A 14,854-nucleotide genomic window follows, 5' to 3' on the forward strand; every position below is an offset into this window, starting at 1 on the left:
CCTGTGCCTACCTGCTGAACCGGCGGCAGCATTCCGGCCCTGTCGCAGCACGTCCGCGCCGCAACGCCGCGCATGCCTTCAGCTGACCGCCGCATCAGTGCAGGAGAGCGGAGGCAGGGTCGTTCTCCGGCGAAGCATTCCCCGCGCTACCGGGGCGGCGGCAGCAACCCCGCTACCTCGGCGTAGGACGGCGGAGGCAGTGGCAGCGAAGTCCCTACGCGGGCGGCGTCCACGGTCGCCAGGGCGGCGGCCAGCGCGACGCGGTAGGGCGTCGAACCCAGGCTCACCCTCGCCACCCCCAGCTCGGCGAGGCCGGCCAGCGTGACGCGGCCCGGGAGGAACAGGACGTTGAGCGGCACGTCCACCGCCGCCACCACCTCCGCGACCTCACCCGGGTCAGCGAGGCCCGGGACGAACACCCCGTCGGCGCCGGCGTCGCGGTAGGCGCGGGCCCGTTCGGCCGCAAGGGAAACCGGGCCGGCGCCGAGCCAGTGGGTGTCGGTGCGGGCGTTGAGGAAAACGCCGGGCGCAGCCGACCGGACCGCGGCGATCAAGGCACTCTGGACCTCCACCGGCGCGAGTGTGCCGTCGGCGCGGCCGTCTTCGAGGTTCACGCCCACCGCGCCCGCGTCGGCGAGTTCCGCGACCAGGTCGGCGACCTCGGCCGGGTCCGCGCTGAAGCCGTCGGCGATGTCCACGCTCACCAGCACCTCCAGCGGCGCCAACGCACGGGCCAGCGCCACCGTCGCCGCACGCGACGCCGGGGCGCCGTCCGCCAGCCCGGCGGCGGCCGACACGCCGAGGCTCGTCGTCCCGACCGCCGGGTGCCCCGCCGCGGCCAGCGCGGCCGCGAAGCCGAACTCCCACACATTCGGCAGCAGCAGGGGCTTCCCGGGCACGTGCAAGGCGGCGAACGAAGTCATGCCCGCGAACCTACGCGCGCGATGCTTCGGTGGCGGCCGAACCGACCCGCTCGACTGCTCACTGCGGCACCGCGGCAGCCGCCGAGCTGAGCACTCGACCTCCCCGCCAGGGGCGGCCGCCGCCCCAGTACTCCCCACGGACCACAGCGCGCGGGGCTCGGCAGCCGACGTGCCGCGCGCGCAACTGGCCACGACGCCGGCAGCCCGCCGACCAACCTCTCAACCACCGCCTGCCGAGTTCAGTCGCCATCCGACCGCCGGCTCAGCCCTCGCCCGCCGTGGTTGGCAGTCAACCGGAGGGCCGCTCGACGACCGCCTGTCGGGTTTCGGTCACTGCCCCAACCGCTGCCGCCATCGCCGCTGTCGCAGACGCTCGGCGGTGCTCGCTCAGCTGCCGCCCGCCATGATTGCCGTGCGGCGGGTGCGCAGGAGGGCGCGCAGGGCCGGGGCCGCGGGGCCGGCGGTCTGGTCCAGCGCGGCGAGGCGGGCGGCGTGGTGGCGGGTCGAGCGGCGGGTGAAGCCCACCTGGGCCGCCGCGGCGAGGGAGGTCAGGGCGGCGGCGCGGGTGTCCACTTCGGACAACGGCGCGTGCAGGGCTCGGTCCACAGTGGCGCGGACCGCGTCGGCCGGAGATCGGTCGTCGAGGCGCAGGACTTTGCGGCGAAGGAACGGCGTGACGTGTGGTTGCAGGAGTCCGGCGGCGGCCAGCTGAAGTTCCAGGGAGCGGAGGGTGTCGGTCGAGTCGTGGCGTAGCAGGCGGCGCCAGCGGGTCGGGCCGGCGGCGGTGAGGTCGGTGAGCAGGTCGTCGAGGAGCAGGTCGCCGGTGGGGCCGGAGCCGGCCGCCGAGACACGGCCGCCGGTTGTCGTCAAGTGGCCGCGCAGCAGGAGGTCCGTCGTGGCGGACGCGCGGACGAGCAGCGCGGCGCGGTTGCGTCTGCGGATGCGGCCCGTTTCCGGGTCGCACGCGAGGAGGTAGGCCTGCGCGGCCAGCGAGAGAGTCATTGGCGCTTCACCAGCGGCCAGATCCGGTCCCACGATTGCGTCCTTCCCGAGTAGAGCCACACGAGTCCCGGTACGACCTCGGTCACCGACGTGAAGTAGGGCTTCAGCAGTGCCGGGTCGAAGCCGGTGAAGAGCACGTCGCGCGCGCGGTCCGGTGGCCGGTCGAAGTACCAGTAGCCGCGGTGTCCACTGTAGACGTCGGTGATCCCGTACCGCGGCCCGTAGTACTCGACGGCCGCGGCGAACGGGTAGATCTCCGCGTACACGGCCGTCTGCGCCTTCACGCCGGGTGGCAGCGAGGAGTACGTCTGCCCGACGACGTCGGCGACCTGCTTCTGCGCCGTCTCGCCGCCGGCGAACACCGTGCCGAGCGAGAAGGGCCCGAACGACGTCGCCGTGACCGACGCCGGCCACACCGGCAGCGCGGCCACGGTGACGGCGGCCGACAGTCCGAACGCGATCCCCACCGGGATCCGCCACCAGCGCACCAGGTCGCGCCGGCCCAGCTCCGTGGCGGCGGCCGCGAACGGCAGCGCGTACAGGCTCATCAGGTAGTACGAGCGACCGTGCGTCAGAACCACCACCACGGTGACCAGCAGCAACGCCAAGGCGAGGTACCGGTACGGCCGCAGCGCGGGCGAGCGGAACAGGCGCCACACGCCGTAGAGCAGCGCCAGCACCCCGACGCCCATGCCCGCGCCGAGCAGCCCGTCGCGCGCGAAGGCGAGGTAGCCGGGGAACTCCGCGGCGACGACGTCGGCCATGTGCGGGTACGGCCAGTCGTGCGTGGCCTGCCAGACGAGCGCCGGAATGGTGGCGGCCACCGCGATCAGCGCCCCCAGCCACAGTTTCGGGCGGCTCAGCAGGCGGCGCGGGCCGAGGACGGCCGCCGACACCAGCACGGCGGCCCACAGCGCGGGGATCAGGAACTTGACCTCCAGCGACACCGCCGTGACGACGCCGGCCCACACGAGCAGGCCGTCGCGGCGCGTGCGGGTCCACCGGACCAGCAGGAAAACGACGACCGTCCACAGGAACGGGTCCAGTGCGTAGGTGGAGATCCAGTGGCTGAGGACGACCAGGTTCGACGTGGCGTACAGCCCGGCCGCCATCAGCTGCGCGGGCCGGCGGCCGCCCAGTTCGCGGGCGATCAGCGCGGTGATCACCACGCCGGCGCCGACCGCGAGCGCCATCGGCAGCCGGAACGCGAGCAGCGAACCGGGGAACAGGCGGTCGAGCGTGCCCGCGAGCAGCGGGACGAGCGGTGGCTGGTCGAAATACCCCCAGGCCGGATGATCTCGACCAGCCACCAGGAAGTAGAGCTCGTCGAAGCCGTGCGCGTAGCGGACGCTCGTGAGCACAAGCAGCGCCGCCGCCAGCACGGCCACGGTGAGCACCGGCAGCCGGGCGAACGGGGCGATCTCCCCCGTGCCGGTCTCGCGGCTCGTCATGAGGCTCGTCATGATCCGAGTCCACCGCGCCGGGCCGGGTCCGCGTAACGGTGATCGGTAGCCGGTGAAGCCGACGAACGTTGTCCCGCGCGCAACTTTCGTTGCGGGTCCTCCCCCGGCCGGTGCGATTCCGCCGCGGCGGTCCGGACCAGCCGTTACCGTGACGAGCGTGAGCGAAGTACGGCGTGGAACCTGGCCCCGGCCGGCGGACATGGTCTGGTTGCTGGTCGCGGCGCTCCTGTTCGCCGGGCTCGACTTCGCGTTGCACTGGGCCGGGCCGACGAGCGGGGTCCTCGGGCCGTACGCCGGGCTGGTGCTGCGGCTCGCCTGCGACTTCACGCTGCTGGCGGTGTTCCGCTTCCCCGACGCGGTGGCCGGGGTGCTCGTGGTGGCGTCGCTGGCGATGCTGGCGTCGGACCTGTTCTGGCCCGGGCTGCTGGTCCCCGCGCACCAGCCGAGCCTGATGACGGTGCCCACCATCACGCCGGTGGTGCTGAGCCAGCTCCCGCGCGTGATGGACCGGCGGCGGTTGCTGTGGATCGGCGGGGTGCTGGCGGTGCTGGCGACGAGGCCGTGGGACCCGGCGTGGAACACGACGCCGTTCGGGCTGCTGAGCACCGCGCTGCCGGTGGCGGTGGCGCTCTACTTCGTGGCGCGCCGGGACCTGCTGCGTTCGCTGCGCGACCGGGCCGAGCGCGCCGAACGCGAGCAGCACCTGCTCGCGGAGCGGGCCCGTGCCGAGGAACGGCGACGGCTCGCGGGCGAGATGCACGACGTGGTGACCCACCGGCTGAGCCTGATGGTGCTGCACGCGGGCGCGCTCGGCGTGGTGTCGACCGACCCGTCGGTGCGCTCCGCGGCCGAAGACATCCGCCGCGAGGGCGCGCACGCGCTCGACGAACTGCGTGATCTGGTGGGCGTGCTGCGCGACGGGTCGAGCATCGAACCCCCGGTCGCTTCGCCGGCCCCGGTCGCTTCCCCGGCCGACCTGGTGGCCGAGTCGGTGGCCGTCGGCGTGGCCACGGAGCTTTCGGTGAGCGGCGACCCGGAGCAGGTGTCGCCGACGGTGGCGCGCACCGCGTACCGCGTGGTGCAGGAGGCGCTGACGAACGTCCGCAAGCACGCGCCGGGTTCGTCGGCCGCGGTGACGCTGCGGTACCACTCGGGTGGTCTCGACGTGTGCGTCACCAACACCCGCGGGTGCCGGCCGCCCGACCCGACGCTCGCGGGCAGCGGCTCGGGCGCGGGGCTGAGCGGGCTGCGCCAGCGCGTCGAGCTCGTCGGCGGGCAGCTCGAATCCGGGCCCGAGCCCGGCGGCGGGTTCCGCGTCGGTGCGATACTTCCCGCCTACGTCCCGACGACGGAAGGTGCGCCCCGGTGATCACGGTGGTCGTGGCCGACGACGAGCCGATGGTCTGCGCGCACCTGCGCACGATCCTGGGCTCGGCCGAGGACCTCACGGTGGTCGCCTCGGCTTCCGACGGCGCCGAAGCGGTCGAGGCCGTCGTGCGGCACCGCCCCGACGTCGTGCTCATGGACCTGCGAATGCCGGGCGTCGACGGGCTCACGGCGATCGCCCGCATCGTCCAGCTGCCCGACCCGCCCGCGGTCGTCGCGCTGACCACCTTCGACGCGGACACCTACGTGATCCGGGCGCTGCGCGCGGGCGCCGCGGGCTTCCTCGTGAAGTCCACGCCGCCCGAAGACCTCATCGGCCTCGTCCGCGTCGCCGCCGACGGCCACACCGTCCTGTCCCCCTCCGCCGCGCGCCGCCTCGTCGCGCTGTCGGCCGACGGCCACGCCCGCACCGACTCGGCGCTGCGCCGCGTCGGCGCCCTCACCGACCGCGAACGCGACGTCCTGACGTGCCTCGGCGAGGGACTGTCCAATGCGGACATCGCCGGGCGCCTGCACCTCGCGGAAGCGACGGTGAAGAGCTACGTGTCGCGGATGCTGGTGAAGCTGGAGTGCGCGAACCGGACGCAGGCGGGCCTGCTGGCCCACGAGGCGGGGTTGGTCAGCCGCTGAGGCGGCACCGCGGCAGGGGTCGGCGGTCATGGCGGACTTCGCGGTGGGCGAAACCGTCCGGATCACCGGCACCACGATGACCGGCACCGTCGTGCACGTCGACGACAAGCGGCGGAAGTCCCTGGTGCGCACCGGCGACGTCACTCAGAACAGCTTCTCGGCCGACGAGCTGGAGCGCTTCTCCGGGTAGCGCCGGTTCGCCGGCCGGATGCACTTTCAGGGCCCGGAAACGCGTCCGGCACTCGCGCACTGCGAACGATTGCAGTAGCCTGACCGCCACTGCGAGGAGGCGACGTGCGGGCTTTGCGGATCTCGGCGTGGGGCGGCGCCCTCGAGCCGGTGGTGGTCGCCGAACCGGAGCCGGCGCGCGGGGAGGTCCTCGTGCGGGCCGAGGCGTGTGGCATCGGCGTGACGGTGCTGCAGTGCATGAACGGGCAGCTCGGCTCGGAGGCGTCCCACCTGCCGCGGGTACCCGGGCACGAGCTGGTCGGGATCGTCGAAGCCGTGGGTCCCGGCACCGACCCGGCGCTGGTGGGCCGGCGGGTGATGGCGTACTTCTACCTCGTGTGCGGCGCGTGCCGCGAATGCCTGGCGGCGCGGGACTCCACGTGCCTGAACTTCCGCGGCAACGTCGGCGTCGCGATCGACGGCGGGTACGCCGAGTACGCGGTTCTCCCCTCGCTCAACGCGATCGAGGTCCCGCGCGAGGTGGACCCCGTGGCCGCGACCACGATCGCCGACGCCATCGCGACCCCGGTGCACATCGCCCGCCGCGCGGGGCTCGGGCCGCGCACGCGGGTCGCGGTCCTGGCGGCCGGCGGAGGGGTCGGGCTGCACATGGTCCAGGTGGTGCGCACGTACGGGGCCGACGTGGTGGGGCTGGACGTGGTGGCGGACAAGCTCGAATACCTCGAGCAGCAGCTGGGGGTGCGGGCCGCCGACTCGTCCGACTTCGGTGCCATCGCGCTTCCGCCGGCCTGGGCGGGAAAGGCCGACGTGGTGATCGACCTGTACGGCCGGGCGCCCGCGCAGCGCTGGGCGCTCGACCACCTGGCGAAGAACGGTCGCTGATGTGCCTGACCTCGATGCTCGACGAGGAGTTCACAGTCTCTTCGCGTGAGCTCGTCCTGTCCCAGCTCGCCGTGCTCGGCTGTCGGTACGCGTCGCGGTACGAGGTCGGGCTCGCCGCCGCGCTGGTCACCTCCGGACGCGTCCGGCCGTTGGTGAGCGCGGTGGTGGGGCCGGAGGAAGTACCCGCCGTGCACGAGCGGATCCGGTCGGGGTCCTTTCCCGGCCGCGCCGCGCTGGTGTGGTGATCCCCGGGATCAGAGGTACTGGACCAGGCAGAACTCGTGCTGTTCGGGGTCGGCCATCACGACGACGACACCCTCGACGTAGTCGTGCCGTTCCCCGGTCGACCGCCCGCCCAGAGCGAGGACCTGGGCGACGCCCTGGTCGATGTCGTCGACCGCGACGTCGAGGTGCAGCCGCACCTTGCCCTGCTTCGGTTCGGTCACGGGCTGGAAGACGAGGCGGGGCTGCGCGTCGCCGGAGTGACCGAGGTAGACCCAGCCGGGCCGGGACCGGTCCGGCGGGCGGTCCAGCAGAGCGCTCCAGAACCCCGCGACCCGTTCCACGTCAACGCAGTCGACGGTCACGCCGACCCAGCGGTTCGGCACGTCCCCGGCGCTCAGGCCGAGGCCGGCGCGTGTTCCGCGTCGAACGCTTCGCGGGCGGCGGTCACCTGGTCCATGTGGTGGCGCGCCCAGCCTGCGAGCATGTCGAGGGGCTCGGACAGGTTGCGGCCCAGCGGGGTGAGCTCGTATTCCACGCGGGGCGGGATGACGGGGTACGCGGTGCGCGTGAGGATGCCGTCGCGGACGAGGCTGCGCAGCGTCTGCGTCAGGACCTTCTGGGAGATGCCCTCGACGCGTTTGCCGATCTGGGTGAAGCGCAGCGGGCCGTCGCGCAGCGAGCCGACGATGAGGACGGTCCACTGGTCGCCGATGCGGTCGAGGAGCTGACGGGTCGGGCAGTCGCGGTCGTAAGGGTTTCCCAGCACCACAGGGCCTCCTCGATGTCACTCTCCCGAAGAGAGTAACACTCCTGGGTGCCACCGGGACACCGCCACACCCCCAGCGCAGCGCTGCCCACACCCGGGCGCCGGAACCTTACGGAGCGACCCGCGAAGTCTCCGCCACCAGACCCGCCACCACGCGGCCGATGAACCGCCCCAGCACCAGCCGGTAGAACCAGCCCGTCCCCGGCACCTTGCCCGTGAACGACGAGTGCCAGTGGATCTCCGTGCCGCCGTCGACCGGGGTCAGGTCGACGTACGCGCGGTAGTCACGCAGGGGCAGGCCGCTGCGCAGGGCGTAGCCGAACCGGCGGTCGGGAACCAGCTCGATCACCTCCTCGCACGAGCGGGTGCGCCCGGTGCGGAAGACCCGCAGCGCGCCCAGCCCTTCGCGTTCCGACGAACCCGCCCGGGCCAGTTCGAACGAGCCCAGCGGCGACCAGCGCGGCCAGCTCTCGCCGTCGCGCAGGAGCGCGTAGACCGTCGCCGGGTCGGCGGACGTGCGGGCCCGGACCGAGATTCTTTGCATCAGGCCTCCTCAACCGTCATGTACCACGTGGTACATGTACCATCCGGTACATGACGGAGGCAAGGGCGAAGCTCCTCGACGCGGCCGTCGAGCACATCGCGCGGAACGGGGCGGACCACAGCCTTCGCGCATTGGCGACGGCGCTCGGCACGAGCCACCGGATGCTCATCTACCACTTCGGCTCGAAGGAAGGCCTGCTCACGGAGGTCGCGCGCGAGGTGGAACGCCGGCAGCGCGCCGTGCTGGCCGACCTCGACCCGAGCCTGCCGCCGGACGAGCTGGCGCGCGTGTTCTGGCGCCGGCTCACCGACGAGACGCTGCGGCACAACGAAAAACTCTTCTTCCAGCTCTACGGCCAGGCTCTCGGCGGCACGCCCGGCACGGCGGAGTTCCTCGACGGCGTGATCGACGGCTGGCTCGCGCCCGTCGAGGCGCTGCTCGAACGGCTCGGCGTGCCCGAGCGGCACCGCGCGGCGCAGGCCCGGCTCGGTCTCGCCGTGGCGCGCGGGCTGCTGCTCGACCTCGTCACCACGGGCGACCGCGAAGCCGTCGACGCGGCGATGGAACGCTTTCTGACCCTGCAGAACGCCGGTTTCTTGCAGACCTGACCCTTGACTTGACGTTTTCCTGCATACACGATGCATCCGTGCAGGACGAAGCCAAAGTCAGCGAGCTTGACCGGCGCATCGTCGCCGCGCTGCAGCTCAACGGGCGCGCGTCGTGGGGCGCGATCGCCCGGCACGTGGGCACGAGCGAGTCCACCGTGCTGCGCCGCGCCGGGCAGCTGACGGAATCCGGCCAGCTGCGCGTGATCGGCGTGGTCGACGTGCTGCGCTGCGGCCTCGGCGTGCCGGTGCTGGCCCGGCTGCGGTGCCGGCCGGGCACCGCCACCGCCGTCGCCGAGGCGCTGGCCGCGCGGCCCGAGGTCCGCTACGCCACCGTGCTCGCCGGCAGCGCCGACTGCTCCGCCGAGTTCGTGCTCCCGACCTACCGCGACGTCGCCCGTCTGCAGGGCGACTTCCCCGCGGCCGACAACGTCCGCGACGCCGAGACCTTCGCCGTGATGCGCACGTTCACCTCCAACCACGACTGGAACTCCGGTGAGCTCAGCGCGGAGGCGGCGGCCGAGCTGCGCGGCGGCGAGGTGCGCCCGTTCGAGGAACAGCACTGGGAACGCCCGCCGGAGCACCTCGACGAGCTGGACCTCGCGATCAGCGCCGCCCTCGGCGAAGACGGCCGGCTCTCGTTCAAGGAGGTCTCGCGCCAGGTCGGCACGAGCGAGTCCACCGTCGCGCGCCGGGTCGACTCCCTCGTGCGCCGCGGCTGCCTGCGGTTCCGCACGCTCGCCGAGCCCGCGATGTTCGGCTACGCACTGGAGTTCATGCTCTGGCTCTCGGTCGTCCCGGCCGAGCTCGACCGCGCCGGGCAGCAGCTCGCCGCGCACCCGGGCACGAAGTACCTCAGCGCCACGACCGGCCGGTTCAACCTCGTCGGCCAGATCGTGCTGCGCCACTACGGCGAGCTCTACCGCCACACCACCGACGTCGTCGGCGCCCTGCCAGGCCTGCGGGAAGCCGACGTGACCCTGCAGGTCTCGACCCTCAAACGCGCCTGGTCGCCCACGCCCGCGGCGACAGCAACCCGGGAGGAAGCATGACCGAACAACCGTGGCTCTGGGACGAGAAGACGTGGCGGGGGCACGTCGAGCACGTCCGCGCCGGCCGCTCGCTGCGCCCGGCTTCGTGGCCCGGCGGCGCGAAGGTGGCCGTGGCGCTGTCGTTCGACTCCGACCACGAGACGCCCGCCCTGCGTGACGGCGAAGTGCTGCCCGGAAAGCTCGCGCAAGGCGAGTACGGCGCCCGCGTCGGCGTGCCGCGCCTGCTCAAGCTGCTGGACCGCTTCGGCGCGCCCGCGTCCTTCTTCGTCCCCGCCGTGTCGGCCCTGCTGCACGACGGCGAGGTCAAGTCCTATGTGGACGCCGGGCACGAAGTCGCGTTGCACGGCTGGATCCACGAACGCAACACCGCGCTCACCGAGACCGAGGAGCGCGACCTCGCCTTCCGCGCCGCCGACGTGCTGGACCGCCTCACCGGCACCCGTCCGGTCGGCATCCGCACGCCGTCGTGGGACTTCTCGGCGCACACGCTCACCATCACGCGCGAGCTCGGCCTGAAGTACGACTCCTCACTGATGGCCGACGACGACTGCTACGAGCTGCTCGAGAACGGCGAGCCCACCGGCGTCGTCGAGCTGCCCGTGGAATGGATCCGCGACGACGCGCCGTACTTCATGATGGACCGCTTCGCCTCGCTGCGGCCGTACACGCCGCCGCGCGGGGTGCTCTCGATCTGGCGCGACGAGTTCGACGCCGCCTACGCCGAAGGCGGGCTGTTCCAGCTCACCATGCACCCGCACATCATCGGGCACCGTTCGCGCGTCGCGATCCTCACCGAGCTGCTCGACCACATCAGCGGCCACGACGGCGTGTGGTTCGCCACCCACGCCCAGGTCGTCGACCACGTCCTCACCAGCGGGGAGGCCCGCCCATGACCACGGTCCCGTCCACTTCGGACACGTCCGTCGCCACCCACCGGCTCAACCCGCAGCAGCGCAAGGCGATCGTCGCCGGCTCGATCGGCAACACCGTCGAGTGGGTCGACTGGGCGGTCTACGCCACGTTCTCCCCCATCTTCGCCGGCCAGTTCTTCGCCGGTGGCAACGAAACCGCGGCCCTGCTGTCCACGTTGGCCGTGTTCGCGGTCGGCTTCGTGATGCGGCCGATCGGCGGCGCGGTGCTGGGCGCGTACGCGGACCGGCGTGGCCGCAAGAAGGGCCTCACGCTCACCATCTCGCTGATGGCGGCCGCGTCGATCGTGATCGCGGTCTGCCCCACCTACAGCCAGATCGGCGTCGGCGCCCCGATCGTGCTGTTGCTGGCCCGGCTCGTGCAGGGCTTTTCGGCGGGCGGCGAGTTCGGTTCGTCGTCGGCGTTCCTCATCGAGTCGGCCGCCGCCGGGCGCCGCGCGTTCGCCGGTTCCTGGCAGCAGGTCTCCGTCGGCGCCGGCACGCTCATCGCCGCGCTGCTCGGCACCATCCTCAACTCGACGCTGTCCGACTCCGCCCTGCACGGCTGGGGCTGGCGGCTCGCGTTCGGCGTCGCCGGGCTGCTGGGCCTGGTCGGGCTGTGGCTGCGCCGTTCGGTGCACGAGACGGAGGCGTTCGGCAAGACTACCGCCCTGCCGCGCCGCAACCCCGTCGTCGCGATGTTCCGCGACCACCCGGGCGCGGCGCTGCGCGTGGCCGGCGTGACGATCGCGGGCACGCTCATCTACTACGTGTGGGTCAGCTACATGCCGGCCTACGCCCACCTCGCCACCGGCATCCCGCTCAAGACCGCGCTGCTGGCCAACACGCTGGCGATGCTCGTGTTCATCTGCCTGCTGCCCTTCGGCGGCCTGCTGTCCGACCGCATCGGCCGCAAACCCACGATGACCGCGTTCGCGGCCGGGTTCGTGATCTTCGCGTGGCCCGCGTTCCACTTCCTGGCCAACGGGTTCTGGAGCGTGTTCGTGATCGAGCTCATCGGGCTCGTGCTGATCGTCGGCTACTCGGCCAACTGCGCCGTGATCATGGCCGAGCAGTTCCCACCCGAGGTGCGCACCACCGGCATCGGGCTGCCCTACGCGCTGGCCGTCGCCGTGTTCGGCGGCACCGCGCCGTACATCACGACCTGGCTCAACGCCAACCACCACGGGGACCTCGTGTGGATCTACGTCGCCGTCGCCGCCCTGATCGGTGTCGCGGTGTACCTCACGATGCCCGAGACGAAGGGAAAGCAGCTCTAGTGCGCACCGTCCTCGTCACCGGTGCCGCGGGCGGGATCGGGGCCGCGATCGCGGCCCGCTTCGCCGCCGCGGGCGACCGGCTGGCCGTGTCGGACCTGCGTCCGGCCGAACTGTCCACAGTGGCCGAAAAGCTGCGCGCCGACCACGGCGTGGCCGTGACCGAGCTGCCCGGTGACCTCGCCGACGCCGCCTACGCCGAAGGCCTGGTGGACGCGGCCGGCGCGGTCGACGTGCTCGTGAACGCCGCCGGCATCTACCCCGCCACTCGCCTCCTCGACATGACCGCCGAGCGGTGGGACCGCGTGCAGGATGTGAACGTGCGGGCCGCGGTGCTCACCACCGTCGCGTTCGGGCGCAAGCACGTGGCCGCCGGGACCACCGGCACGGTCGTGAACATCTCCTCCGGCGCCGCCACCCGCGCGCGGCCCGGCGCTTCGCACTACGCGACGTCGAAGGCCGCGCTGGAGATGGCGACCAGGGCGTGTGCGGTGGAGCTCGGACCGCACGGCATCCGCGTCAACGCCGTGAGCCCCGGGTTCGTCACGGTCGACAGCGAAGCCAATCCCGTGACCGAGGCCTATGCCGCGGCCGTGTCGGTGAACCCGCTCGGCCGCCGCGGCGCGCCGGGTGAGATCGCCGACGCGGTGTTCTGGCTGGCCGGCCCGGAGGCCGGGTGGATCACGGGCACGGTGCTGCGCGTCGACGGCGGCTCGACCGCGGGTGCGGCGGGCCTGCCGTTGCACTGGTCCGGCGAGACCGCGGTCCAGAAGGGAACCACGCATGTCTGAGCGCTCGTACACGGTGGTCGGCGGCGGCGCGATCGGCGGCACACTGGCATTCCACCTTGCCAAGGCCGGGCATCCGGTGGTGGTCGTCGACGCGGACGCGGCCCACGTGGCCGCGATCAACTCAGGGGGACTCACCCTGGTGCGGCCCGAAGGTGCCGAGCGCGTCGACCTCCCCGCGTTCGTCCCCGGCGAGGCACCGCCGGACCTGGGCCGCGTGCTGCTCGCGGTGAAGGCCCAGGCCACGGAACACGCCATGCAGTGGCTCGAACCGCGGCTGGCCGCCGACGGATTCGTGGTGTCACTGCAGAACGGGCTCAACGAGCAGCTCATCGCGTCGTTCGTCGGCGCCGGGCGCACGGTGGGCGCGTTCGTGAACCTCTTCGCCGACGTCGCCGAACCTGGCGTGGTGCGCGACGGCGGGGCCGGCGCCCTGGTTCTCGGCGAGCCCGACGGCCGGATCACGCGCCGTGTCGAGGAGGTCGTGGCCGACCTGCAGGCGTGGGGCCCGGCGAAGGCGACCGCCAACGTCGAGGGTTACCTGTGGGCCAAGCTCGGGTTCGGCGCGATGCTGACCACGACAGCGCTGGCCGACGCGCCGATGGCCGACCTCATCGACCGGCACCGGCCGCTGATGCACGCGCTCGCCGCCGAGGTGTTCGCGGCGGCCGGCGCGCGCGTGCTGGAGCCGTTCGACCAGTTCGACCCGGCCGCGTACCTGCCGGGTGCCGACGGGCGGGAGGCGGCGACGGACCGGCTCGTGGCCTGGCTGCGCACGATGCCGAAGGACCGCAGCGGGATCTGGCGTGACATCGCCGTGCGCCACCGCCCGGTGGAGGTTTTCCACCACTACGCGCCGGTGCTCGACGAAGCCGCCGAGTTGGGGATCGGCCTGCCGCTCCTGACCGCCGTGCTCAAGCGCCTGGGCGATGTCGAGGCCGGCACACCGATGTCCGAGGACCACCTCACCGAACTGGAGGCACACCTGTGACCGGGATCCGGGAGCTGCACGAGTGGGTGCGCGCGCACCGCGACGACTTGCTCGCCGACCTCGCCGAGTACGTCGGCATCGAGACTCCCAGTGACGACAAGGAAAGTCTCACCCGCGGACTGTCCTGGGTGGACGGCTGGCTGCGTACCCGGCTAGGCGAGCCCGCCGCCGTGCGCGACGTCGACGGCGGCCGCCACGGCGACATCAAGGTCTACGACTACCCCGGCGCCGGCGAGCAGCCCGTGCTGCTGCTCTGCCACTACGACACGGTGTGGCCGCTGGGCACGCTCGCCGAGTGGCCGTTCACCGTCGACGGCGACCGCGCGACGGGGCCGGGGATCTTCGACATGAAGTCGGGCCTGGTCCACGCCGTGTGGGCGCTGCGGGCGCTCGACGCGGCCGGGCTGCCGCGTCCGGCGATCCGGCTGGTCCTCAACGGCGACGAGGAGCTCGGCAGCCCCGCCTCGCGGCCGGCGATCGAGGAGGCGGCCGCGGGCACGCGCGCGACCCTGGTGTTCGAGGCGAGCGCCGACGGTGCCGTGAAGACCTCGCGCAAGGGCGTCGGCCTGTTCCAGGTGCACGCGAAGGGCGTGGAATCCCACGCGGGCCTCGACCCGACGAAGGGCGCGAGCGCGATCGACGAGCTGGCCCGGGCGATCCTGGCGCTGCACGCGCTGACCGACCTCGACGCCGGGACCACCGTGAACGTCGGCGTGATCTCCGGCGGCAGCAGGCAGAACGTGATCGCCGGGTCGGCGTGTGGCGAGATCGACGTGCGCGTGTCCAGCGCCGCCGAAGCCGCCCGCATCGACGCCGGCGTCGCTTCGCTGACCGCGCACGACCCGCGGGCCACCGTAGTGGTCGAGGGCGGCTGGAACCGGCCGGTGATGGAGCGTTCCGAGGGCATCGCGCGGCTCTACGAGCTCGCGCGCGACCTCGCGGCCGAGCTGGGCGTGACCCTGCGCGAATGCTCCGTCGGCGGCGCCAGCGACGGCAACTTCGTGGCCGCCCTGGGCCACCCGGTCCTCGACGGCTTCGGCGCCGTCGGCGACGGCGCGCACGCGCGGCACGAGCACATCAGCGTCGCGGGCATGCTCGAACGCACGGCACTCGCGGCGGCGGTCCTGCACCGGCTCGGCACGGAGTAACGCACCCCGCCCACGGCCGACCCCTCACCTTCCGGCGCTCCGACGAGCGCCCCGATGCGGCGTTCGGTGCGTTGA

18 protein-coding genes are annotated in these 14,854 nt (G+C 72.9%); 12 read left to right on the plus strand and 6 right to left on the minus strand.

Annotation, left to right across the window (positions count from 1 at the left end; genetic code table 11):
* Nucleotides 1-146 precede the first annotated feature (146 nt).
* From ACFY1H_RS25750 to ACFY1H_RS25760, 3 genes are all read right to left on the minus strand, one after another.
* The gene (locus ACFY1H_RS25750; RefSeq protein WP_386950271.1) at nt 147-923 is read right to left on the minus strand and encodes an isocitrate lyase/phosphoenolpyruvate mutase family protein; all 777 of its coding nucleotides are present in this window, start codon (nt 921-923) and stop codon (nt 147-149) included.
* Nucleotides 924-1,310: 387 nt separating this feature from the next.
* On the minus strand, nt 1,311-1,925 hold the full coding sequence (locus ACFY1H_RS25755; protein ID WP_386950275.1) for a GPP34 family phosphoprotein: 615 nt from the start codon (nt 1,923-1,925) through the stop codon (nt 1,311-1,313).
* Entirely contained in the window at nt 1,922-3,388 is a 1,467-nt protein-coding gene (locus ACFY1H_RS25760; RefSeq protein WP_386950278.1) for an ArnT family glycosyltransferase, read from the minus strand. The genes ACFY1H_RS25755 and ACFY1H_RS25760 overlap by 4 nt, the downstream gene beginning before the upstream one ends.
* Nucleotides 3,389-3,545: 157 nt before the next feature.
* Here ACFY1H_RS25760 and ACFY1H_RS25765 point away from each other — a divergent pair, with 157 nt between their 5' ends.
* The 5 genes from ACFY1H_RS25765 (at nt 3,546) to ACFY1H_RS25785 (ending at nt 6,720) form a co-directional block, all read left to right on the plus strand.
* The gene (locus ACFY1H_RS25765) at nt 3,546-4,757 is read left to right on the plus strand and encodes a histidine kinase (RefSeq protein WP_366582243.1); all 1,212 of its coding nucleotides are present in this window, start codon (nt 3,546-3,548) and stop codon (nt 4,755-4,757) included.
* The gene (locus ACFY1H_RS25770) at nt 4,754-5,404 is read left to right on the plus strand and encodes a response regulator (RefSeq protein WP_386950281.1); all 651 of its coding nucleotides are present in this window, start codon (nt 4,754-4,756) and stop codon (nt 5,402-5,404) included. The genes ACFY1H_RS25765 and ACFY1H_RS25770 overlap by 4 nt, the downstream gene beginning before the upstream one ends.
* A gap of 28 nt (nt 5,405-5,432) precedes the next feature.
* Nucleotides 5,433-5,594 carry a hypothetical protein gene (locus ACFY1H_RS25775; protein WP_386950284.1) on the plus strand — a complete coding sequence of 54 codons (162 nt, stop codon included), beginning with the start codon at nt 5,433-5,435 and terminating at the stop codon, nt 5,592-5,594.
* 104 nt (nt 5,595-5,698) lie between these two features.
* Complete coding sequence (locus tag ACFY1H_RS25780; RefSeq protein WP_386950287.1) at nt 5,699-6,475, plus strand: alcohol dehydrogenase catalytic domain-containing protein; 777 nt, start codon at nt 5,699-5,701, stop codon at nt 6,473-6,475.
* A complete protein-coding gene (locus tag ACFY1H_RS25785) occupies nt 6,475-6,720 on the plus strand; it encodes a hypothetical protein (protein WP_386950290.1) in 246 nt (81 codons plus the stop codon). Before ACFY1H_RS25780 ends, ACFY1H_RS25785 begins: the two co-directional genes overlap by 1 nt.
* A 9-nt stretch (nt 6,721-6,729) precedes the next feature.
* Here the strand turns inward: ACFY1H_RS25785 and ACFY1H_RS25790 are convergent, their stop codons facing one another.
* From ACFY1H_RS25790 to ACFY1H_RS25800, 3 genes are all read right to left on the minus strand, one after another.
* Nucleotides 6,730-7,083, minus strand: a complete 354-nt coding sequence (locus ACFY1H_RS25790) for a VOC family protein (protein WP_386950293.1) — start codon at nt 7,081-7,083, stop codon at nt 6,730-6,732.
* A gap of 11 nt (nt 7,084-7,094) precedes the next feature.
* Nucleotides 7,095-7,466: a helix-turn-helix domain-containing protein gene (locus ACFY1H_RS25795; RefSeq protein WP_366582247.1), complete on the minus strand. Its 372-nt coding sequence runs from the start codon at nt 7,464-7,466 to the stop codon at nt 7,095-7,097.
* Between the two features lie 109 nt (nt 7,467-7,575).
* Nucleotides 7,576-8,010, minus strand: a complete 435-nt coding sequence (locus ACFY1H_RS25800) for an SRPBCC family protein (protein WP_366582248.1) — start codon at nt 8,008-8,010, stop codon at nt 7,576-7,578.
* 50 nt (nt 8,011-8,060) lie between these two features.
* Here ACFY1H_RS25800 and ACFY1H_RS25805 point away from each other — a divergent pair, with 50 nt between their 5' ends.
* The 7 genes from ACFY1H_RS25805 to ACFY1H_RS25835 are packed head-to-tail and all read left to right on the plus strand — an operon-like array spanning nt 8,061 to nt 14,779.
* Nucleotides 8,061-8,618, plus strand: coding sequence for a TetR/AcrR family transcriptional regulator (locus tag ACFY1H_RS25805; RefSeq protein ID WP_366582249.1), 558 nt, complete (start codon nt 8,061-8,063; stop codon nt 8,616-8,618).
* Nucleotides 8,619-8,656: 38 nt separating this feature from the next.
* Complete coding sequence (locus tag ACFY1H_RS25810; RefSeq protein WP_366582250.1) at nt 8,657-9,667, plus strand: Lrp/AsnC family transcriptional regulator; 1,011 nt, start codon at nt 8,657-8,659, stop codon at nt 9,665-9,667.
* Nucleotides 9,664-10,560: a polysaccharide deacetylase gene (locus ACFY1H_RS25815; protein WP_366582251.1), complete on the plus strand. Its 897-nt coding sequence runs from the start codon at nt 9,664-9,666 to the stop codon at nt 10,558-10,560. Before ACFY1H_RS25810 ends, ACFY1H_RS25815 begins: the two co-directional genes overlap by 4 nt.
* Nucleotides 10,557-11,855 (plus strand): MFS transporter, encoded by a 1,299-nt coding sequence (locus tag ACFY1H_RS25820; RefSeq protein ID WP_366582252.1) that lies wholly within the window; start codon nt 10,557-10,559, stop codon nt 11,853-11,855. Before ACFY1H_RS25815 ends, ACFY1H_RS25820 begins: the two co-directional genes overlap by 4 nt.
* Nucleotides 11,855-12,643 carry an SDR family oxidoreductase gene (locus ACFY1H_RS25825; protein ID WP_366582253.1) on the plus strand — a complete coding sequence of 263 codons (789 nt, stop codon included), beginning with the start codon at nt 11,855-11,857 and terminating at the stop codon, nt 12,641-12,643. The genes ACFY1H_RS25820 and ACFY1H_RS25825 overlap by 1 nt, the downstream gene beginning before the upstream one ends.
* Nucleotides 12,636-13,631 (plus strand): ketopantoate reductase family protein, encoded by a 996-nt coding sequence (locus ACFY1H_RS25830; protein WP_386950301.1) that lies wholly within the window; start codon nt 12,636-12,638, stop codon nt 13,629-13,631. The genes ACFY1H_RS25825 and ACFY1H_RS25830 overlap by 8 nt, the downstream gene beginning before the upstream one ends.
* Complete coding sequence (locus tag ACFY1H_RS25835) at nt 13,628-14,779, plus strand: M20 family metallopeptidase (protein ID WP_386950303.1); 1,152 nt, start codon at nt 13,628-13,630, stop codon at nt 14,777-14,779. Before ACFY1H_RS25830 ends, ACFY1H_RS25835 begins: the two co-directional genes overlap by 4 nt.
* The last annotated feature ends 75 nt before the right edge of the window (nt 14,780-14,854 follow it).

Source organism: Amycolatopsis sp. NPDC001319 (assembly GCF_042896185.1).
GTDB lineage: Bacteria > Actinomycetota > Actinomycetes > Mycobacteriales > Pseudonocardiaceae > Amycolatopsis.